Origin of the sequence: Enterobacter soli, from assembly GCF_964208575.1 — a bacterium.
GTDB lineage: Bacteria > Pseudomonadota > Gammaproteobacteria > Enterobacterales > Enterobacteriaceae > Enterobacter > Enterobacter soli_A.
The window spans coordinates 127,878-151,550 of record NZ_CAXOFU010000013.1 but is presented as its reverse complement, the minus strand read 5'-3'; the positions used below and the strand labels follow the sequence as shown (position 1 = coordinate 151,550).

General features: G+C 61.9%; 6 protein-coding genes and 1 pseudogene. 4 read left to right on the top strand and 3 right to left on the bottom strand.

Features of this window, described 5'->3' with window-relative positions; all coding sequences use genetic code 11:
- Positions 1-135: 135 nt before the first annotated feature.
- The gene (locus tag AB6V08_RS14845; RefSeq protein ID WP_368543616.1) at positions 136-2,079 is read right to left on the bottom strand and encodes a bifunctional 2',3'-cyclic-nucleotide 2'-phosphodiesterase/3'-nucleotidase; all 1,944 of its coding nucleotides are present in this window, start codon (positions 2,077-2,079) and stop codon (positions 136-138) included.
- 190 nt (positions 2,080-2,269) lie between these two features.
- Between AB6V08_RS14845 and cysQ the strand changes: the two genes are divergently transcribed.
- Complete coding sequence (cysQ, locus tag AB6V08_RS14840) at positions 2,270-3,010, top strand: 3'(2'),5'-bisphosphate nucleotidase CysQ (RefSeq protein WP_368543615.1); 741 nt, start codon at positions 2,270-2,272, stop codon at positions 3,008-3,010.
- Here cysQ and AB6V08_RS14835 read toward each other — a convergent pair.
- On the bottom strand, positions 3,004-3,561 hold the full coding sequence (locus AB6V08_RS14835) for a YtfJ family protein (protein ID WP_368543614.1): 558 nt from the start codon (positions 3,559-3,561) through the stop codon (positions 3,004-3,006). The genes cysQ and AB6V08_RS14835 overlap by 7 nt on opposite strands.
- 324 nt (positions 3,562-3,885) lie before the next feature.
- Here AB6V08_RS14835 and AB6V08_RS14830 point away from each other — a divergent pair, with 324 nt between their 5' ends.
- On the top strand, positions 3,886-4,092 hold the full coding sequence (locus AB6V08_RS14830) for a DUF1107 domain-containing protein (protein WP_003856054.1): 207 nt from the start codon (positions 3,886-3,888) through the stop codon (positions 4,090-4,092).
- Between the two features lie 70 nt (positions 4,093-4,162).
- Here AB6V08_RS14830 and AB6V08_RS14825 read toward each other — a convergent pair whose 3' ends face one another.
- Positions 4,163-5,500: a hemolysin family protein gene (locus AB6V08_RS14825; protein WP_368543613.1), complete on the bottom strand. Its 1,338-nt coding sequence runs from the start codon at positions 5,498-5,500 to the stop codon at positions 4,163-4,165.
- A gap of 839 nt (positions 5,501-6,339) precedes the next feature.
- Between AB6V08_RS14825 and AB6V08_RS14820 the strand changes: the two genes are divergently transcribed.
- Both AB6V08_RS14820 and AB6V08_RS14815 read left to right on the top strand, forming a co-directional pair.
- Positions 6,340-7,620, top strand: a complete 1,281-nt coding sequence (locus tag AB6V08_RS14820; protein WP_368543612.1) for a TolC family outer membrane protein — start codon at positions 6,340-6,342, stop codon at positions 7,618-7,620.
- A 122-nt stretch (positions 7,621-7,742) separates the two neighbouring features.
- Positions 7,743-23,625, top strand: a pseudogene (locus AB6V08_RS14815) (Ig-like domain-containing protein); the annotation flags it as partial.
- Positions 23,626-23,673 lie beyond the last annotated feature (48 nt).

Below are 23,673 nucleotides of genomic sequence, written 5' to 3'. Positions count from 1 at the left end.
GGTCAGGGAGGCGGCGGCGAGCCTCCCTGACACGTTCACAAGTATTGTGGTAACAGAGAAGCAGGGAACCTAAGGTGAACGGAACGACCACCTGAGCCCGCATGTTCCCTACCTATCCCACAAAATACCCCACCATCACTGACTCAAATCCACCTGATAAATCGCAAAACCAATATCGTCGGTCGCGACCTTCTTCATCGGATACCGGGCGTTATCCTTAATAAACGCTGCCGCCTTCTCGGACGGTGAGGTTTCAAAGCGGATATCCAGCTTCGTATTGCTATGGATTGGCGCTAAACGCCAGTTGTTGTCCACCGCCGGATGAATGGCGCCTGCTTTTTTCGACTCGGCGCCGATCCACGCCGCCAGCACCGAGCGGTTTTCGTCCGGCGAGGCGAAGGCAATATGGCTATCCCCGGTTCCGGCAAACTTGCCGCCGTAGGCGCGGTAGTTATTGGTCACCACCAGGAAGGTCGCGTTCGGATCGATCGCCTTGCCGTTAAAGGTCAGGTTTTTGATGCGCTCTGCCTGCGGGTTAATGGCCTGGCATTCGCCGTCGTACTTCGCGGGCTGGGTGACATCAATCTGATAATCCACGCCGTCGATCACGTCGAAGTTATAGGTGCGGAACCCGTCCCAGTTAATCAGGGACTGCGGCCTGCTGCTGTTCGGGTCTATCTGGTTAAACTGCCCGGCAGAGCACTCCAGCCACTCCTTCACCTCTGCGCCGCTGGCTTTTACCACCACCAGGGTGTTCGGATAGAGATACAGATCGGCGGCGTTGCGGAAGGTGAGCTGGCCTTTTTCCACCTCAACGTAGCTCGCCGGATCGTTCTTACGCCCGCCCACTTTAAACGGCGCGGCGGCAGACAGCACCGGGAGCTTGGCCAGATCCGGATCGCCCTGAATGAAATGCTCGGCGTAGGCTTTCTGCGCCATGTTGACCACCTGCACGGTCGGGTCGTCCTGCACCAGCGCCAGGAAGCTGTACATGTTGTCCGCGGATTTGCCGATAGGCTTGCTGACGAATTCGCGGGTGGCGTCGTGGTCATGCTTCAGCACGTCCACCAGCTTTTTATCTTCACCCACGAGGGCTTTTTTGGCGGCGGCATCGTAAATCGGTCGCGCTTCAGCCTTTGATTCGGTCACTTTCCAGCTGCCGCTATCGTTATTCAGCACCAGATCCACCACGCCCAGATGATCGCCCCACATGCCCGGCATCACCGCAGGGACGCCGTTCAGCGTACCTTTCTCGATGTCCGCGCCTTTGATGCTGGCGAAATCTTTGCCCGGGAAGACGGCGTGGGCGTGACCAAACAGAATGGCGTCAACGCCTTCCACTTCGCTCAGGTAGTAAACCGAGTTCTCCGCCATCGCCTGATACGGATCCGCCGACAGCCCCGAATGGGCGACCACGACCACCAGATCGGCACCTTTCTTGCGCATCTCCGGCACGTATTTTTTCGCGGTTTCGGTGATGTCGTTCACGCTCACTTTGCCGCTGAGGTTGGCTTTATCCCAGGTCATGATCTGCGGCGGTACGAAGCCGATATAGCCGATTTTCAGGGTCTGCTTTTTCCCGTCTTTATCCACCACGTCCGTTTCTTTAATCAGGTAAGGGGTGAACACCGGCTCTTTGGTCTTCGCATCGACAATATTGGCGTTAACGTACGGGAATTTCGCGCCGGCCAGCGCGTCGCGCAGATAGGTCAGGCCGTAGTTGAATTCATGGTTGCCCAGGTTGCCGACGGCGTAATCCAGGGTGTTCATCGCCTTATACACCGGGTGGATCTCGCCTTTTTTCAGACCCTTCGCCGCCATGTAATCCCCGAGCGGGCTGCCCTGAATCAAATCGCCGTTATCCACCAGCACGCTGTTGGTCACCTCGCCGCGCGCGGCGTTAATCAAACTTGCGGTACGTACCAGTCCGAATTTTTCCGTAGGGGTATCTTTGTAGTAATCGAAGTCCATCATGTTGCTGTGCAGGTCGGTCGTTTCGAGAATGCGAAGATCCACCGTCGCCGCCTGTACGCTGGCTGCTATCAGCGTTGCCAGGAGGGTTGCGCTAAACTTAATCATCAGAAGGGTCCCTTTTTCGATCCAAGCCACAAAAGACTATGTATGTATATTTTGTTGCTTACAGAAGTGTGAATCCTGCCAGAAAAAAGGGTTTTGAAATCAGAATTGCCTCACAGATAGCGGAATTGTTCACATTACGATATAAATAAAACAACGAGTTATGACCACTGCGTTAACGAAGAGGTGGAGAATGTTAGATAAGATTTGTCAGCTCGCGCGGGAAGCGGGCGATGCCATCATGCAGGTGTACGACGGTGCGAAGCCGATGGACGTGGTCAGCAAAGCCGATGATTCCCCGGTGACGGCGGCGGACATCGCCGCGCACGGGGTGATCCTTAAAGGGCTGCAGGCGCTGACGCCGGATATTCCGGTGCTCTCGGAAGAGGCGCCCCAGGGCTGGGACGAACGCCAGCACTGGCAGCGTTACTGGCTGGTGGATCCGCTCGACGGCACCAAAGAGTTCATCAAGCGCAACGGTGAGTTCACCGTCAATATCGCCCTGATTGAAAACGGCAAAGCGGTGCTCGGCGTGGTGTACGCCCCGGTGCTGAAGGTGATGTACAGCGCGGCGGAAGGCAAGGCGTGGAAAGAGGAGTGCGGCGTGCGTAAGCAGATCCAGGTGCGGGACGCACGTCCGCCGCTGGTGGTGATCAGCCGCTCCCACAGCGACAGCGAGCTGGAAGAGTATTTGCAACAGCTGGGCGAGCACCAGACCACGTCGATTGGCTCATCCCTTAAGTTCTGCCTGGTGGCAGAGGGGCAGGCCCAGCTTTATCCCCGCTTCGGGCCAACCAACGTCTGGGATACGGCGGCGGGCCATGCGGTTGCCGCCGCGGCGGGGGCGCACGTTCACGACTGGCAGGGTAAGCCGCTCGACTACACCCCGCGCGAATCGTTTTTAAACCCCGGCTTCCGGGTGTCGCTCTACTGAGCCAGCAGTTTGTGCAGCAGGGCAACCACCTGCTGCACCTCTTCCTGGGTCAGCGCCCCGTCTTTGGCCCACTCTACGCGGCCCTCTTTATCCAGCACGATAATCGCCGAGCTCTCTTCCTCAAGCTGCCACGCCTTGCGCGTCACGCCGTTGCTGTCGACGATAAACTGCGACCACGGGTAGAGCTTTTTGTTGCTTTCAAGGCTTGAGCGGACAAACATCCCGGAGCCGGGAATGGCATCGTCGGTGTTAACAATCGTGGTGGTCTGGTAGCGGTCGTGGGGGAATTTTGCGGTCTTGATCGCTTCCACCAGCGTGGCATTTTTCTCTTTTGCCGATGTACGACCGGCAATATGCTGTACAACTCTCACTTTCCCCGCAAGCTGCGCGCTATTCCAGGGTTTATAGCTAAACTGATCATTGTCGAGAATCAATTCTCCCCGGTCTGCAATTCCGACTGGCGGCACGCGTTTTCCGTTTTCAATGTTGTGCGCGCAAGCCCACAGGGGCAGGAGCAGGGTCGCTGCTGCCAGGATGTTACGTAGGGTCATGGTGTTTCCTTATTTTTAGCAGGTGATCCGACCACTTGGTCATACGCTTTTAATCATAAGTGCGATCGCAGTGGTTTTCCCGCAAGCCCGATGCCAGTTTGCGGGTGAACGCACATATCCGTAAAAAAACGAAGGCTTATACTGCCCACGGTCACGGTTTGCAAAGAATACTCTGAATAATTGTAATCAAACGGTAAATAAACTTATGCACACTGGGTATCAAGGTTGTTCTGGTCTATAGTCATTGGGCAATAAAATTTGCGCTCAGAACAGTCGGGCCGATTGTGGCGCCGCAAGAGCGTATGATTCGCAGGAGATACAAGAATGAAAATTTTCCAACGCTACAACCCGCTTCAAGTGGCGAAGTACGTGAAGATCCTGTTCCGTGGACGGTTGTATATCAAGGATGTTGGTGCTTTTGAGTTCGATAAGGGCAAGATCCTTATCCCAAAAGTGAAGGACAAACAGCACCTGTCTGTGATGTCCGAAGTCAACCGTCAGGTTATGCGTCTGCAAACTGAGATGGCTTAACCAACGTGCTATGCAGTAGTTAAAAAAACGGCTCCCACTGGGAGCCGTTGATGTTTTCAGGGTACGACGTTTACGCCGACACCTTCTGTTCCGCGTCCGGCAGCTTCGGCACCAGCACGGTCGGTTTGTTGTCGATGCGCGTTACCAGCAGCTGGTCGATGCGGTAGTTATCGATATCCACCACTTCGAACTTAAAGCCTGAGAACTTCACCGAGTCGGTACGTTTCGGGATTTTACGCAGCATGAACATCATAAAGCCGCCGATGGTTTCGTAGTTGCCCGACTGCGGGAACTCGTCGATATCCAGCACGCGCATCACGTCTTCAATCGGCGTACCGCCGTCGATCAGCCACGAGTTCTCGTCGCGCTGCACAATCTGCTCTTCCATACCCTGGCCGACCAGGTCGCCCATCAGCGTGGTCATCACGTCATTCAGGGTGATGATACCCACCACCAGCGCGTATTCGTTCATGATCACCGCGAAGTCTTCACCCGCAGTTTTGAAACTTTCCAGCGCTTCTGAGAGCGTCAGGGTGTCCGGCACAATCAGGGTGTTGCGGATCTGCACGCCGCTGTTCAGCGCCAGGCTTTGATTCGCCAGCACGCGGTTCAGCAGGTCTTTGGAATCCACGTAGCCAATGATGTGGTCGATATCTTCATTACAGACCAGGAACTTGGAGTGCGGATGTTCCGCCACCTTTTGCTTCAGGCTCTGCTCGTCTTCGTGCAGGTCGAACCAAATCACGTTTTCGCGCCCGGTCATGGACGACGGCACGGTGCGGGATTCCAGCTCAAACACGTTCTCAATCAGCTCGTGCTCCTGCTTGCGCAGCACGCCTGCCAGCGCACCGGCTTCCACCACCGCATAAATATCGTCGGAGGTGATGTCGTCTTTACGCACCATCGGCAGCTTGAAGATGCGGAAAATCATATTCGCCAGGCCATTGAAGAACCACACCAGCGGGCGGAATACGTACAGACAGAAGCGCATCGGGTTGATGATGCGCAAAGCCACGGCTTCTGGCGCAATCATACCGATGCGTTTCGGGGTCAGGTCGGCGATCAGAATGAACATCCCGGTCACCAGCGAGAAGGAGAGAATAAAGCTCAGCTGCTCGGCAAGCTCTGCGGACATGTACTGAATAAAGAGGCTGTGGAACGCCGGAGAAAACGCCGCATCGCCCACGATACCGCCGAGAATGGCGACCGCGTTAAGGCCAATTTGCACCACGGTGAAGAACATCCCCGGGTTTTCCTGCATTTTCAGGACGCGGGACGCGTTGATGTTGCCCTCGTCGGCAAGCAGCTTAAGTTTGATTTTACGGGACGCAGCCAGCGAGATCTCCGATATCGAGAAAAACGCACTGACGGCAATTAGGCAAAGTATTACTAAAATACTGTTTAACATAGTTTATCTGACTTCTGTCAGATCCTCGGAAGGGAAGTTGAACTTAGTTGTGTGAAGACACATTGAACACCGGCTCGTAGCGTTGAGCTGATAATTTCAGCGGCTAGTATAGCGTAAAGAGATGTAAATCTGCCAGAGATCACGGTTTAGACGATACGGCCAACGCGCCCGGCCGCCGGGTGACGATCGCTGAAAGCCGAAAGGCGCCTTCCTCTCTGGTGCCCGTGAGCCATTCACAGGGTGAATGGCTAAACGTTAACATTCAAAAGATTAATCTTAACCATTGTCACTTTAAGCGCTAATAATCTGACATTTTATTAACGTATAGATTTTATCGTTGATTAGTTAATGTTTATTAGCGTGATGTCCTGTTTGTATTAATGTTAGCGCAATTCCCGATATATTTATCGGCATTGAAAGAGGCGGGGATAATAAAATGCGGTTAAGGCCGTAAAATTGACACTTATTTGAAAATCTTTGTGTTATATAACCGATGAAATTAACCCAAAAATGTACATACCCCATATTACAATATTTTCTTAAATAACAATGTGCTTAACACCGCACGAAAATGTCGGCATTTCTTCTCTTTGTCTAGAAACCACAGGAATTTTCTCATTGTTAACACCTCGTTAACATTGTGGGTATAGTTGTCACCGAAGCGTTTTGTTATGCTTAAGACAAATCTTAAGTTTCACTAATCTAATTCCTGTTTTTGGAATTGGACAACTCTTTACATCCTGAATTTAGGCATGTCGGAATCAGCCCCGTATAAATAAGGAGGGTAACCATTGCGGTCGTTATTATTATTTCAGATGGCTACAGCCTGCATTTTATTTATGGGCTTCACCCCAGGGGCCATTTCCAGTAATGGATTACCCGGCGCGGCAACCGTAGAGAAAACATCGCTGAAAGAGAGCATTTTATTTGCTTTCGATCGCGATCCCTCTATTAACCAACAGGCTGCACAGCTGGGTATTGGGCAGGCGCGAATCGACGAAGCGCGCAGCGGCTGGATGCCGCAAATTTCCCTGACGGGTAGCACGGGACATAGCCAGACGACCGACTCCAGCGGCTCGCTGAAAAAGTCTGCGGCGTATGGGTTAAGCCTGACCCAACTGGTGTACGACTTTGGAAAAACCAACAGCGCCATCGATCAGGCTTCCGCCCAGCGCGATAGCTATCGCTATCAGCTGATGGGCACGCTGTCCGACGTCGCGGAGAAAACCGCGCTGAGCTACGTCGAGGTGCTGCGCTACACGGCGCTCACTCAGGCGGCGCAGGATAACATCGCTGCGCTGCAGAACGTGCAGCGGCTGGCGATGCTTCGCTCCCAGGCGGGGCTGAGCTCAACGTCTGACGAGCTGCAGACCGAAACGCGCGTCGCGGGCATGCGGGCAACCGTAGAGCAGTATAAAGCCGCGCTGAACAGCGCCCGCGCGCGCCTGAGCGTGCTGACGGGTATCAACGCGAAGACGCTGTCGCCGCTCCCCGCTTCGCTGGAAGTGGAGGACGACTCGCTGGACAGCATTGATTATTCGCTGATCCCGGCGGTGCTTGCCGCGCAAACCATGGAAACGGCGGCGCAGCACGGCGTTACGCAGGCCCGCTCCCAGCACTGGCCGACCGTCAGCCTTCAGGGCGGCAGGACGCGCTACGAATCCACAAACCGCGCCTACTGGGACGACCAGATCCAGCTCAACGTTAACGCGCCAATTTACCAGGGCGGAGCCGTTTCAGCCCGCGTCCAGCAGGCCCAGGGCGCACGCGCCATGGCCGCTTCGCAGGTGGATCAGGCCCGTTTCGACGTGCTGCAAAAAGCGTCCGTCGCCCAGGCCGACTGGGCGGGCGCGCGCGGGCGTATGCAGGCCGGCATACAGCAGCTGAATAATGCGCTTCGCACGCGTGACGTTTATAAAAATGAATACACGCTAAGCAAAAGAAGTATCAATGATTTACTCAGCGTTGAGCAGGATGTCTGGCAGTCAACGCTGTCGAAAATATCGGCCGAATATGATGGCTGGAGCGCGGCAATTAATTACGCTTCGGCTATTGATAATTTAATGCCAATCACCGGGATTGAAAAAAACGCTGAAGCAAAACTACCTGATTTGAGTTAGAAAAACGCGGAGAAATCCGCAAGAAAATAAAACCGTAACGTATGGGAGTATTTCCCAGGGACGACTATATCCGTCGGTCGGAAATATCCGCCTGACGCGTACGCCTGCAAGGAGTCAAAAAAATGAGTCATGTTAAGATTGTCGATGTCATCATTCGTAAAACGGCAGAAAAAACGGTACTGACGGGAGAGGGAAATCTTTCCGTATCCGTAGCTGCACCGAGCGTTATTGAAATTCACGGTTCTGCCCAGGACGTGGCGCGCTATATGCGCCAGGGCAAGGATCTGCTGATTTATATGAAAGATGGCAGCGTTATTCGATGCAATAACTATTTTCTTGACGATCCTGAGGGTAAAAACCACTCCGAACTGGTGTTTAACGACCAGCAGGAACTGACGCATATCACCTTCGCGGAGACGGGCGAAGCCAGCGGTCTGGCGATGACTGAACTCACCGCGCAGGCGACACCTATTAGCAGTATTGAACCTTTCCTGGCACAAGAGAGCGCGCTCGGCGATGCGCCGTGGGGCTGGATTGCCGGTGCGGCACTCGGCGGCGGCGCGATTGGCGCGCTTCTCGCGCACGGCGGCGACGGCGACACCAAAACCAAAGTGATCGACAACACGAAGGAAGTTGAAAGCGCGAAGCCTACCTTCCTGGTCACGGATAAAGCGGGTGACAAGCAGGGTGTGCTGACGTCTAAAGAGATCACGGACGATAACACCCCAACCTTTAGCGGAACCGGGCAGCCGGGCGCGACCATCCAGATTAAAGACGCCAGCGGCAGCACCATTGCCAGCACGATGGTGGGGGCGAACGGCGCTTGGACGGTGAAACTCCCGGCCCAGACCGACGGGGAGCATACCTGGTCCGTGGTGCAGATTGACGGCAGCAAAACCACCCAGGCGGGCAGCATTACCGTGACCGTATCCACCGCTGACGCCACCGTCACGCTGGCGACAACGGCAGGGGATAACGTGATTAACGCCAGCGAGCAGTCGGCGGGCTTTACCCTGTCCGGCGTGAGCAAAAACCTGGCGGCGGGCACCGACCTGACCGTGACCCTGAACGGTAAAACCTATACCGCGGAAGTGGGCGCAAACGGCGCGTGGAGCGTGAAGGTGCCAGTCGCCGACGCTGCCGCGCTGGGCGACGGCACCTGGACCGCCACCGTGAGCGGCAAAGACGCGGCGGGGAACACCGTCACCGGTAGCCAGACGCTGACCGTCGATACCGCCGCGCCGACGCTCTCCGTCGACGCCATTGCGCAGGACAATATTGTTAACGCCGCCGAGCACGGCCAGCCGCTGGCGATTACCGGCAAAACCAATGCCGAAGCCGGGCAAATCGTCACCGTGACCCTCAACGGCAAAAATCACACCGCTACCGTGGGCAGCGACGGCAAATGGTCCGTCACGCTGAGCGCGAGCGACGTCAAGGCGCTGGCCGACGGCGACCATACCCTGACGGTGAACGTCAGCGACAAGGCGGGGAACGGCAGCTCCACGACCGCTGATTTCAGCGTGGACACCGCCGCGCCGGTGGTGACCATTAACGCCGTGGCGGGCGACGACATCCTCAACGCCACCGAGCAAGGCTACGCGCAGATGATCACCGGCCACGCCAGCGGCGCGGCGGCGGGCGACGGGGTGACGGTGACGCTGGGCGGTAAAACCTACACCGGCGTCGTGCTGGCCGACGGCAGCTGGAGCGTTGGCATCCCCGCATCGGGCATTAACGCCCTGGGCGAAGGCGGGCACACCTTCTCGGTAACTGTTACCGACGCGGCGGGCAACACGGGCAGCGCCACGCACAGCGTGACCCTGAGCGGCAACCCGCCGGAATTTACCGTTGACGCCCTGAGCCAGGACAACGTGCTGAATGCCCAGGAGGCGATGCAGCCCCTGACCTTAAGCGGCACCAGCAGCCTGCCGGACGGCAGCGCGATTACCGTCACCCTGAACAACGTCGGCTACCCGGCAACGGTGACGAACGGCGTCTGGTCGGTCAACGTGCCGGTCACGGACGTGCTTAACCTGGCGAACACGCTGTACACCGTGACCGTCAGCGGCACCGACAGCGTCGGCAATACCGGCTCCGCCGAGGCGAACCTGCTGGTCGATACCGCGCTGCCGCAGGTGATTATTAATACCTTCGCGGGGGATAACCGGGTTAACAGCAGCGAAGTTAACGTCGATCAAATCCTGAGCGGACGCGTGACCGGCGCGGCGGCGGGCGATACCGTCACCGTCAGCGCGGGCGGCAAAAGCTACACCGCGAAGGTCGGCAGCGACCTGACGTGGAGCGTGACGATCCCGTCCGCGGATCTGAACCAGTTTGGCGACGGCGATCTGACCTTCACCGCGTCGGTGACCAACGCCCACGGCAACACCGGCACCGGCGAGCGCGATGTCAACATCAACGCCAACCAGCCGGGCCTGCGGGTCAACACCATTTCCGGCGATGACGTTATCAACGCCATCGAACAGCAGCAGGATTTAACCGTTACCGGCACCAGCAGCCATCTGGCGGCTGGCGCGCAGGTCACCGTCACCATCAACGGCATTGATTACCCGGCGGTCATTACCGCCAGCGGCAGCTGGCAGATCGGCGTTCCGGCGGCGGATCTGCAGGGCTGGACGGCGGGTGATATCGACGTAAAAATTTACGCTAAAGACGCGTGGGGCAACGAAGCCTCCGCTGACCACCACATCGCGCTGGATCTGAACGCCGTTGCGGTGACCGTCGACACGGTCACGGCGGACGACATGCTCAACGCGGCTGAAAAAGGCGCTGACCTCACGCTCTCCGGCAAAACGCAGGGCGTGGAGGCGGGCCAGACCGTGGTGATTAAGTTCGCCGACCAGACCTTCACCGCGCAGGTTCAGCAGGACGGAAGCTGGAGCCTGACCGTTCCCGCCGCCGCGATGGACGGCCTGAGCGACGGCCGCGCGCAGATTAGCGTGAGCGTCACCAACGTCAGCGGCAACAGCGCCGACGCCTCGCGCGTGATTGTGGTGGACACCCAGGCGCCGGGGATTACCCTCGACAATCTGACGTCCGACAACATCATCAACGCCGCCGAAGCGCAGCAGCCGCTCACGGTCAACGGCACCACCACCGCCGAAGTGGGGCAGACCGTCACCGTTACCCTCAACGGCAAGCAGTACACCACCACGGTGCAAAGCGGCGGAACCTGGCAGCTGGACGTGCCGGCGGCCGACGTGGGCGCGCTGGTCGACGGTAAGGTGACCGTGACCGCCAGCGTCAGCGACGTGGCGGGCAACAGCAGCAGCGTCGACCGCACCGGGCTGGTGGACGCCACCGTGCCGCAGGTAACAATCGACGCGTTCGTGACCAGCACCAACACCATTAACCACAGCGCGCATTCCCAGGCGCAGATCCTGAGCGGCTCCGTCACCGGCGCGGAGGCGGGCGATCGCGTCACGATTAACATCAATAACGTGGACTACACCACGGTGGTTGACGCGGCGGGCCGCTGGAGCCTGGGCCTGCCTGCGTCCGTCGTACAGGGGCTGGCGGACGGCACCTGGCCCGTTAGCGTCAGCGTTACCGATAAATCGGGCAACACCGGCAGCGGCTCGCTGGAGGTGGTGGTGAACACCTCCACGCCGGTCATTGCTATCGACACGCTGGCCGCGGACGACGTGATTAACGCCAGCGAAAAAGGGGCCGACCTGCGCCTCTCCGGCACCAGCAACCAACCGCAGGGCACGACCATTACCCTGACCCTGAACGGCATCCACTACACCGCCACCGCGGCGGCCGACGGCAGCTGGAGCGTCAACGTTCCGGCCTCCGCCGTGAGCGCGCTGGGCGAAGCGAGCTATACCGTGACCGCCAGCGTTACGGACAGCGTGGGCAATACCGCCTCCGCCTCCCACGACGTGCTGGTGGACAGCTCCCTGCCGATGGTGACCATTAACACCCTGGCGGGGGACAACGTGGTCAACGCGGCGGAAGTCAGCGCGGGCCAGACGCTGACGGGCAGCGTCAGCAACGCGGCGGCGGGCGATAAGGTCACCATTACGCTTGGCGGCAACACCTACACCGTCGTCGTGCAGAACGATCTCACCTGGAGCCTGCCGCTGACCGACGCGCAGCTCACCGCGCTGGGCAACGGCGAACTGACCGTGACGGCGAGCGTGACCAACGGCCACGGCAACACCGGATCCTCCTCGCTGGACGTTACCATTGACGCCCAGCTGCCGGGCCTGCGCATCGACACCGTGGCGGGCGATGACGTGATCAACATCATCGAGCACGGCCAGAACCTGATTATCTCCGGCTCCAGCACCGATCTGGCGGCGGGCAGCATCGTCACCGTTAACGTGAACGGCAAAGACTACCCGGCGACTGTGCTGGCCGACGGCACCTGGAGCGCGGCAGTCCCGGCGGCGGACGTGGGCCAGTGGGCCGACGGCAAGCTGACCATCGCCGCCAGCGCGCAGGACAGCGCCCAGAACCCGGTGAACATTGCCACGATCGTGGATGTCGATCTGGCCCCGGTTGCGATTAGCATCAACAGCGTCACCGCGGACAACGTGCTGAACGCGGCGGAAAAAGGCCAGGATCTCGTGCTGTCCGGCACCACGGCCAACGTGGAGGCGGGGCAGACCGTGAGCGTCACCTTCGGCGGTAAAACCTATACCGCCCGGGTCGATGCCGACGGCAAGTGGAGCACCACCGTGCCGTCAGCGGATCTGGCGGGGCTGAAGGACGGCGACGCCAGCGTGCAGGTGAGCGTGACGAACGTGAACGGCAACAGCGCCTCGGCGGGCCGCGAGTACAGCGTGGATGCGACCGCACCAACGGTCACCATTGATACGGTCAGCGGCGACAACATGCTGAACGCCGCAGAAGCCGGGGCCGATCTGACCCTGAGCGGCACCTCCAGCGCCCAGGCGGGACAAACCGTTACCGTGACCTTCAACGGCAAGCCGTACACCGCGCAGGTGCAGGCGGACGGCAGCTGGACGCTGGACGTTCCGGCGGCGGATATGGCGGGCATCGCCGACGGCAGCGCGGCCATTACCGCCTCCGTGTCCGACAAGGCGGGCAACCCGGCCAGCGCCAGCACCTCGGTGCTGGTGGACACCACCGTGCCGAAAATCACCTTCGACATTCTCGCGGGGGATGACGTGGTTAACCTTGCTGAGCACGGCCAGGCGCTGATCGTCTCCGGTAAGGTGACGGGGGCGCAGGCGGGCGACGTGGTGACCGTCAACCTGAACGGTAAAGACTACACCGCGATTCTCGACGCGGCGGGCAGCTGGAGCGTTGGCGTTCCTGCCGCGGACGTTGGGGCGCTGACCAATACCGACTACACCCTGACCGCGTCGGTGACGGATAAGGCGGGCAACAGCAGCAGCGCGCAGCACGATCTCGGCGTCGCCCTGACCGCGCCGACGCTTGGCATCAACACCATCGCCGGTGATGACGTGATTAACGCCCTGGAAAAAGGGGCCGACCTGCAGCTTTCCGGCACCAGCAACCAGCCGCAGGGCACTACCGTTACCGTGACCCTGAACGGCATCAGCTACACCGCCACCACGGCGGCGGACGGCAGCTGGAGCGTGACCGTTCCGGCCTCCGCCGTCAGCGGGCTGGGTGAGGCAAACTACACCGTGAGCGCCTCCGTGACCGACGCCGCGGGCAACAGCACCAGCGCCGCGCACGGCGTGCAGGTGGACAGCGCCCTGCCGACCGTGACCATCAGCGCCATCGCCACGGATGACGTCATTAACGCCCAGGAGCTGGCCGCGGGCCAGACCATCAGCGGCAAAGTGGCTCACGCCGAAGCGGGCAACACCGTGACGATCACCATTGGCGGCAACACCTACACCACCACGGTGCAGAGCGATCTGACCTGGAAGGTGGACGTCTCCGCGGACGATCTTAAGGCGCTGGGCAACGGCGATCTGACCGTCACCGCGAGCGTGACCAACGGCCACGGCAACACCGGAAGCGGCGAGCGCGATATCGCTATCGACGCCAACCTGCCGGGCCTGCGCGTGGACACGGTAGCGGGCGACGACGTGATCAACAGCATCGAGCACGGCCAGAACCTGATTATTACCGGCAGCAGCGACGGCCTGACGGCGGGCACGGCGCTGACCGTCACCGTCAGCGGCAAAACCTACCCGGCGGTGGTGCTGGCGGACGGCACCTGGGTCGCGGCGGTTCCGGCGGCGGACGTGGGCGCGCTGGCGGCGGGCAGACTGGTAATTACCGTTGAAGGCCAGAGCAGCGCGGGCAACCCGGTCTCTATCGGCCATAGCGTGACCGTCGATTTCGCAGACGTTGCCATCAGCGTCAACGCCATCGCGACCGACGACGTGATCAACGCGGCGGAGAAGGGCGCCGATCTGGTGCTCTCCGGCCTTACCACTAACGTGGAGGAAAACCAGACCGTCACCGTTACCTTCGGCGGGAAAACCTACACCGCGACGGTGGACGCGGACGGCAAGTGGACAACCACCGTGCCGTCGGCAGATCTGGCGGGCCTGAAGGACGGCGACGCCAGCGTGCAGGTGAGCGTCACCAACGTGAACGGCAACAGCGCCACGGCGGGACGCGAGTACAGCGTCGACGCCACCGCGCCGTCCGTCGCGATTGATATCGTCAGCGATAACAACATTGTTAACGCCCAGGAAGCGCAGTCCGATCTGACCATTCACGGCACCAGCAGCGCCGAAGCCGGCCAGACGGTGACCGTCACCCTCGGCACCAAATCCTACACCACCACTGTGGGCGCGGACGGCAGCTGGACGCTGGACGTCCCGGCGGCGGACGTAGGCGCGCTGGCTGACGGCAGCTACACCATCGGGGCATCGGTGGCGGACAAGGCGGGCAACCCGGCCTCCACCGCGCGCGACGTGCTGGTGGATACCACCGTGCCGCAGCTCACCATTAACGCCGTTTCCGGCGACGACGTGATCAACAGCGTCGAGCACGGTCAGGCGCTGACCGTGAGCGGCAGCGCCACCGGCGCGGCGGCGGGCGACGTGGTGACCGTGACCATCAACAATAAATCCTACACTGCGGCGCTGGATGCGGCGGGCAACTGGACCATCGGGGTTCCGGCTGCCGACGTTGGCGCGCTGGCTGCCGGGGATTACACCATCACCGCCTCCGTCACCGACAAGGCGGGTAACAGCGACAGCGAAACGCACGACGTTAAGGTGAACCTGACCGCGCCGGTGCTGACCATCGATACAGTCTCCGGCGACGACGCGATCAACAGCGTTGAGAAGACGCAGGATCTGGTGATTAGCGGTACGGCGACCGGCCTTGCAAAAGATACGGTCGTCACGGTGATGCTGAACGGCAAAGCCTACAGCGCGACGGTGGATGCTAGCGGCAAGTGGACCACCACCGTGCCGGCCGACCAGGTTTCCGCCCTGGGCGAAGCGCTCTATACGATTACCGCCACCGCGACTGACGCGGTAGGCAACAGCGGCAGCGCAGCGCATACCGTGACCGTTGAGTCCGTGCTGCCTGGCGTGACCATCAACGCCATCGCCACGGATGACGTGATCAACGCGGCCGAAGTCGGGGCGGGTCAAACCATCAGCGGGAAGGTGATTAACGCCGAAGCGGGCAACACCGTGACGGTCACCGTGGGCGGCAAAACCTACACCACCACCGTGCAGAGCGACCTGACCTGGAAGGTTGACGTTACCGCGGACGATCTCAAGGCGCTGGGCAACGGCGATCTGACCGTCACCGCGAGCGTCACCAACGGCGTACAAAACACCGGCTCCGCGGAGCGCGACATCACCATCGACGCCAACCTGCCGGGCCTGCGCGTGGATACGGTAGCGGGCGACGACGTGATCAACAGCATCGAACACGGTCAGAACCTGATTATCACCGGCAGCAGCGACGGCCTGACGGCGGGCACGGCGCTGACCGTCACCGTTAACGGCAAAACCTACCCGGCGACCGTTCTGGCGGACGGCACCTGGAGCGCGGCGGTTCCGGCGGCGGACGTGGGCGCGCTGGCGGCGGGCAGCCTGACGATTACCGTTGAAGGGCAAAGCAGCGCGGGTAACCCGGTCTCTATCAGCCACGGGGTGACCGTGGATCTGGCGGCGGTGGCTATCAGCATTGACGCCATCACCGCCGACGACGTGATTAACGCGGCGGAGAAGGGCGCGGACCTGGTGCTTTCCGGCACGACCGCGCAGGTGGAAGAAAACCAGACCGTGACGATCGTCTTTGGCGGTAAAACCTACACCGCGACGGTGGACGCGGACGGCAAGTGGACAACCACCGTGCCTTCCGTGGATCTGGCAGGGCTGAAGGACGGCGACGCCAGCGTGCAGGTGAGCGTGACCAACGTGAACGGCAACAGCGCCTCGGCGGGACGCGAGTACAGCGTGGACGCCACCGCGCCGTCCGTCACCATCAACACCGTTGCCGGGGACGACGTGCTCAACGCGGCGGAAGCGAAGGCCGATCTGACCCTCAGCGGCACCAGCACCGCGGAAGCGGGCCAGACGGTGACCGTCACCCTGAACGGTAAAACCTACACCGCCAAAGTCGGCGCGGACGGGACCTGGACGCTGGACGTGCCGGCGGCGGACGTGGGGGCGCTGGCGGACGGCACGGCGAGCATCACCGCGTCCGTAAGCGACAAGGCGGGCAACCCGGCCTCGGCAAACCACACCCTGACGGTGGATGCGACCGTGCCGGTGGTGACCATCAACACCGTGGCGGGCGACGACGTGATCAACGCCACCGAGCACGGCCAGGCGCAGATTATCAGCGGCTCGGCGACGGGCGCGGCGGCGGGCGACAAAGTCACCGTGACGATTGGCGGCAGGGACTACACCACCGTGCTGGACGCGGCGGGCAGCTGGAGCGTGGGCGTTCCGGCGGGCGTGGTTTCCGCGCTCTCCGACGGCAAGGTGACGGTCAGCGTCAGCGTGACCGACGCGGCGGGCAACACCGGCAGCGGCACGCGCGACGTGACCGTGGAGACCGGGCTGCCGTCGCTGAACTTCGACGCGATTTCCGGCGATAACGTGCTGAACGCGGTGGAAAAAGGCCAGGATCTGAGCGTGAGCGGCACCAGCGCCAACCTGAGCGAGGGCACCACCGTTACGGTGACCCTGAACGGCAAGCAGTACACCGCCACCACGGCGGCGGACGGCAGCTGGAGCCTGACGGTGCCGGCGGCGGATCTGGCGGCGCTGGGCGAGGCAAATTACACCCTGAGCGCAGCGGCGACCAACGGCGTGGGCAACGGCATCAGCAATAGCGCGAACCTGCTGGTGGATACCGCCCTGCCGACCGTGACCATTAACACCGTGGCGGGGGATAACGTGATCAACGCCGCCGAGGTGGCGGTGGATCAGGCCATCAGCGGCAAGGTTGCCCACGCGGAAGAGGGCAACACCGTGACGGTGACCATTGGCGGCAATACCTACACGACGACGGTGCAGAGCGATCTGACCTGGACGGTGAACGTCCCGGCTGACGTGCTGGAGGCGCTGGGCAACGGCGGCCTGACCGTGACCGCGAGCGTGACCAACGGACATGGCAACACCGGAAGCGGCGAGCGCGACATCACCATCGACGCCAACCTCCCGGGCCTGCGCGTGGACACCGTGGCGGGCGACGACGTGATCAACAGCATCGAGCACGGTCAGAATCTGATTATCACCGGCAGCAGCGACGGCCTGAACGCGGGCACGGCGCTGACCGTCACCGTCAACGGCAAAACCTACCCGGCAACCGTGCTGGCGGACGGCACCTGGAGCGCGGCGGTTCCGGCAGCGGACGTGGGCGCGCTGGCAGAAGGCACGGTAAAAGTGACCGTGTCCGGCGACAGCGCGGCGGGTAACCCGATTACCATCAGCCATGACGTGACCGTGGATCTGGCGACGGTGGCCATCAGCATCGACGCCATCACTGCCGACAACGTGATCAACGCGGCGGAGAAGGGGGCGGATCTGGTGCTTTCCGGCTCCACCCTCAACGTTGAGGCGGGCCAGACCGTGACCGTGAGCATGGGAGGCAAGATTTACACTGCGAAGGTCGACGCGGACGGCAAGTGGACAGCCACTGTGCCGTCGGCGGATCTGGCCGGGCTGAAGGACGGCGACGCCAGCGTGCAGGTCAGCGTGACCAACGTGAACGGCAACGGCGCCTCGGCGGGACGCGAGTACAGCGTCGACGCCACCGCGCCGTCCGTCACCATCAACACCGTTGCCGGGGACGACGTGCTCAATGCGGCAGAAGCGAAGGCCGATCTGACCCTCAGCGGCACCAGCACCGCCGAAGCGGGCCAGACGGTGACCGTCACCCTGAACGGTAAAACCTACACCGCCAAAGTGGGCGCGAACGGCAACTGGACGCTGGACGTTCCGGCGGCGGACGTGGGGGCGCTGGCGGACGGCACGGCGAGCATCACCGCGTCCGTAAGCGACAAGGCGGGCAACCCTGCCTCGGCTAACCACACCCTGACGGTGGACGCGACCGTGCCGGTGGTGACCATCAACACCGTGGCGGGCGACGACGTGATCAACGCCACCGAGCACGGCCAGGCGCAGATTATCAGCGGCTCGGCGACGGGCGCGGCGGCGGGCGACAAGGTCACCGTGACGATTGGCGGCAGGGACTACACCACCGTGCTGGACGCGGCGGGCAGCTGGAGCGTGGGCGTTCCGGCGGGCGTGGTTTCCGCGCTCTCCGACGGTAAGGTGACGGTCAGCGTCAGCGTGACCGACGCGGCGGGCAACACCGGCAGCGGCACGCGCGACGTGACCGTGGAGACCGGGCTGCCGTCGCTCAACTTCGACGCGATTTCCGGCGATAACGTGCTGAACGCGGTGGAAAAAGGCCAGGATCTGAGCGTGAGCGGCACCAGCGCCAACCTGAGCGAGGGCACCACCGTTACGGTGACCCTGAACGGCAAGCAGTACACCGCCACCACGGCGGCGGACGGCAGCTGGAGCCTGACGGTGCCGGCGGCGGATCTGGCGGCGCTGGGCGAGGCAAATTACACCCTGAGCGCGGCGGCGACCAACGGCGTGGGCAACGGCATCAGCAATAGCGCGAACCTGCTGGTGGATACCGCCCTGCCGACCGTGACCATCAACACCGTGGCGGGGGATAACATCATCAATGCCGCCGAGGTGGCGGTGGATCAGGCCATCAGCGGCAAGGTTGCCCACGCGGAAGCGGGCAACACCGTGACGGTGAAAATCGGCGGCAACACCTACACCGCCACGGTGCAGAGCGATCTGACCTGGACGGTGAACGTCCCGGCCGACGTGCTGGAGGCGCTGGGCAACGGCGCCCTGACCGTCACCGCGAGCGTGACTAACGGCCACGGCAATACCGGAAGCGGCGAACGCGACATCACCATCGACGCCAACCTGCCGGGCCTGCGCGTGGACACGGTAGCGGGCGACGACGTGATCAACAGCATCGAGCACGGCCAGAACCTGATTATTACCGGCAGCAGCGACGGCCTGACGGCGGGCACGGCGCTGACCGTCACCGTCAACGGCAAAACCTATCCGGCAACCGTTCTGGCGGACGGCACCTGGAGCGCGGCGGTTCCGGCAGCGGACGTGGGCGCGCTGGCTGCGGGCAGCCTGGCGATTACCGTGGCGGGCCAGAGCAGCGCGGGTAACCCGGTCTCTATCAGCCATGACGTGACCGTGGATCTGGCGGCGGTGGCTATCAGCGTCAACGCCATCGCGACCGACGACGTGATCAACGCGGCGGAGAAGGGCGCGGATCTGGTGCTTTCCGGGCTTACCACTCACGTGGAGGAAAACCAGACCGTTACCGTTACCTTTGGCGGTAAAACCTACACCGCGAAGGTCGACGCGGACGGCAAGTGGACAACCACCGTGCCGTCGGCGGATCTGGCAGGGCTGAAGGACGGCGACGCCAGCGTGCAGGTGAGCGTGACGAACAAGAACGGCAACGGCGCCACGGCGGGACGCGAGTACAGCGTTGACGCCACCGCGCCGTCGGTGACCATCGACACCGTTGCGGCAGACAACACCATCAACCGCGACGAAGCGGCGGCGGGCGTGACCATTACCGGCACTACCACCGCGGAAGCGGGCCAGACGGTGACCGTGACCCTGGGCGGCAAATCTTACACCGCGCAGGTCAGTCAGGGCGGCGCGTGGAGCGTGAACGTACCGTCGGGCGATCTGGCGGCGCTTGCGGACAGCGGCTACACCGTGCAGGCGAGCGTCAGCGACGCGGCGGGCAACCCCGGCAGCGCGAACAAGGCCATCACCCTCGACACCACGCCGCCGACGATCAGCTTCAACGCCGTGGCGGGTGACGACGTGATTAACGGCGTCGAGCACGGCCAGGCGCAGATCGTCAGCGGCACCGCCACCGGCGCGTCCGTGGGCGATAAGCTGGTCGTCACCATCGACGGCAAGCAGTACACCACCACCGTTGACGCCAGCGGCGGCTGGAGCGTGGGCGTTCCGGCCAGCGTTATCTCGGCTCTGGCGGACGGTAAAGTGACCATCAGCGCGACCATTACCGACGGCGCGGGCAACAGCAGCACCCAGACCCACGACGTGATGGTCAATACCGCCTCGGTGGCGCTGACCGTCAACACCCTCAGCGGTGACGACGTGATTAACGCCGCCGAAGCGGGTAGCGCCCTGGTCATCAGCGGTTCCAGCGCCCAGTTCGCCAGCGGCACGAAGGTGACGGTGGTGCTGAACGGCAAATCCTACACGGCGACCGTTCTGGCGGACGGTACCTGGAGCACCACGGTTCCGGCGGCGGACGTTGGCGCCCTGGCGGACGGTTCTAGCTATCAGGTTACCGCATCGGCGCAGGACAGCGCGGGCAACAGCGCGTCGGCGACCCACAGCGTCAGCGTGGACACCACTCCGCCGGTGGTGAGCATCGCGACGATTTCCGGTGACGATATGCTCAACGCGGCGGAGGCGCAGCAGCCGCTGACCGTTCACGGTTCAAGCAGCGCGGAGGCCGGACAGACGGTGACCGTCACTCTCGGCGGTAAGAGCTACACCGCGCAGGTGAAGGCGGATGGCACCTGGACGCTGGACGTCCCGGCGGCCGATCTTGCCTCTCTGAGCCAGGGGGCGCTTACCGTGACTGCATCGGTCAACGACAGGGCCGGGAACCGTGGCGATGCAACGCACACCCTGACGGTAGATACCGTTGCGCCAACCGTCACCATCAGCACGGTGGCGGGCGACAACATCGTCAACAACGCGGAGCAGCAGGCGGGACAAACCGTCAGCGGAACCACCACCGCAGAGCAGGGGCAAACGGTCACCGTGACCTTCAACGGGCACAGCTACCAGGCCACCGTCGGCGCGGACGGCTCATGGTCGGTCTTCGTTGAGGGGCACGATCTGGTTGGCCTGACCGACGGCAAGTACAGCATAACCGCCTCGGTAACCGATAAGGCAGGCAACCCGGGCAGCGCCGCGCACGACGTGACGCTGAGCGGGGACGTGCCGACGATTGCCATCAATACCTTTGCCCAGGACGATATCGTGAGCGCCGCGGAGCACGGCACGCCGCTGGTGGTCAGCGGCACGACCAGCGCGCCTGCGGGCCAGACGGTGACCATTACGCTGAACGGCAAAACCTACACCACCACGGTACAGAGCGACGGCAGCTGGCGCTACACCCTCGGCAGCGCGGACGTGACGGCGCTGGCGGACGGCGGCGCTTACGTGATTAACGCCCAGGTCAACAACGCCATCGGCAACGGCGCGAGCGCTGACCACACGGTTACGGTCGATTTGACCCCGCCGTCAATGGGCATCAGCATCGACTCGCTGCAAAACGACACCGGCCTGAGCGCGAGTGATTTCATCACTAACGACAAAAACGTGGTGATTAACGGTTCCCTGACGGCGCAGCTCGGAAACAACGAGAAGGCGCAGATCAGCCTCGACGGCGGCGCGACCTGGATTGACCTGACGGTGACCGGCACGACCTGGCGCTACGCCGACGGCCGCACCTTAACCGACGGCACCTACCAGTATCAGGTGCGCGTGGTTGATAACGCGGGCAACGTCGGCGCGACCGACAGCCAGGACGTGGTGCTCGATCTGACCGCGCCTGCGGCAACCACCATCACCGTGGATGCCGTGACGCAGGATACGGGGCTGTCCGGCAGCGACTTTATCACCAGCGATAACCAAATCACGCTGAACGGCACGCTCGGCGCGGCGCTGGGTCGCGGCGAGCACGCGCAGATCAGCATTGACGGCGGAAAAACCTGGATTGACGTGAACGTCAGCGGGCTGACCTGGACCTACGTCGATGGCCGCACGCTGGCCGACGGGGACTATAACTACCAGCTGCGCGTCACCGACGACGCGGGCAACGTCAGCGCCACCGCCAGCCAGGTGGTGACCATTGATACCGTTGCGCCGGACGCCAGCAAAACGGTCTCTATCGACAGCATCAGCGACGATACGGGCCTGAGCAACAGCGACTTCGTGACCAACGACACGTCGCTGACGCTGCACGGCTCCCTCGGCGCGACGCTGGCCGACGGTGAGGGCGTGCAGATCAGCCTCGACGGCGGCAGCACCTGGCAGAACGTCATCGTGGTCGGGAAGACCTGGTACTACGTCGATGGCCGTACGCTGGGCAACCAGACCTACGACTACTGGGTACGCGTCATTGACGCGGCTGGCAACGTGGGCGAATCCGCGCACCAGCAGGTGACGGTGGATACCGTTGCCCCGGACGCGGCCATCACCGTGACCGTGGATAACATCACCGTTGATACCGGGTTTGATAACAACGACTTCCTGACCAGCAAAACGTCGTACACGCTCAACGGCACGCTCGGCGCGGCGCTGGGCAACGGCGAGTATGTTCAGGTAAGCCTCGACGGCGGCGCGACCTGGGTTTACGCGAAGGTGAACGGCACGAGCTGGAGCTACACCGATACGCGCACGCTCGCCGACGGCGATCACGACTATCAGGTTCGCGTGGTGGACCAGGCGGGCAACGTCGGGGCAACCACCTCGCAGGTCGTGACCGTGGACACGAAGGCGCCGCAGTACGGCATCACCATTGACGCCATCAGCGACGATACCGGGCAGTCCGGCAGCGACTTCATCACCAACGATACCTCGCTGACGCTGCGCGGCACGCTCGGCGGCGAGCTGGCGAGCGACGAGCGGGTGCAGATCAGCCTGGACGGCGGCGCGACGTGGATCGACGTTACGGTGAACCATACCCAGTGGACCTACACCGATACCCGCACGCTGACCGACAATGATTACACCTATCAGGTGCGCATCATCGACCGGGCGGGCAACGTCGGCTCAACCGCGCAGCAGGTGGTGACGGTAGACACCACGCCGCCGGTCACGAAGGGCACCATCGTCAGCTATACCGATACCGACGGTGAACGTACCGGCGTCTTCGGTGAAAACGTCTCGACGGACGACACCACGCCGCTCATCAGCGGCTCCCTGAATCAGGGGCTGGCCGCCGGGGAGATTGCGCAGCTGTATCGCGACGGCGTCCTGCTGGGTCAGGTCACCATGAACGGTGCGACCAGCTGGTACTTCCAAGACAGCGGCCTGCACGACGGTAACCACACCTACGTTCTGCGTATTACCGACGTGGCGGGGAACTACACCGACTCAGACGATTTTGTGCTGAAGGTCGATACAAGCATCCCGACCACCACGGCGACCATTGTCGCTCAGACGACGCCGGACACGACGCCAATTCTGAACGGCACCGTGTCGGCGGCGCTGACCAACGGGGAGTATCTGGTCGTTACGGTTAACAATAAAACCTACACCTCCGAAGCGGGCGGGGCGGTGGTTGTCGATCCGAACCACAACACCTGGTATCTGCAAATCCCGGACAGCGATGCGCTGACCGTGAAGAGCTACAGCGTGACGGCGCAGGTGAAGAGCAGCGCGGGCAACGGCAATTCCACCGGCACCACTACGGGAAGCCTTGTGATTGGTAACGAAGAGTCGATTACGCTGGGCTTTACCACAACCAGTTCGGGCACCT

Excerpts from the sequence above, each read along its gene's own strand:
- AB6V08_RS14845 (WP_368543616.1), bottom strand. The coding sequence starts at position 2,079 with ATGATTAAGTTTAGCGCAACCCTCCTGGCAACGCTGATAGCAGCCAGC.
- cysQ (WP_368543615.1), top strand. The coding sequence starts at position 2,270 with ATGTTAGATAAGATTTGTCAGCTCGCGCGGGAAGCGGGCGATGCCATC.
- AB6V08_RS14835 (WP_368543614.1), bottom strand. The coding sequence starts at position 3,561 with ATGACCCTACGTAACATCCTGGCAGCAGCGACCCTGCTCCTGCCCCTG.
- AB6V08_RS14830 (WP_003856054.1), top strand. The coding sequence starts at position 3,886 with ATGAAAATTTTCCAACGCTACAACCCGCTTCAAGTGGCGAAGTACGTG.
- AB6V08_RS14825 (WP_368543613.1), bottom strand. The coding sequence starts at position 5,500 with ATGTTAAACAGTATTTTAGTAATACTTTGCCTAATTGCCGTCAGTGCG.
- AB6V08_RS14820 (WP_368543612.1), top strand. The coding sequence starts at position 6,340 with ATGGGCTTCACCCCAGGGGCCATTTCCAGTAATGGATTACCCGGCGCG.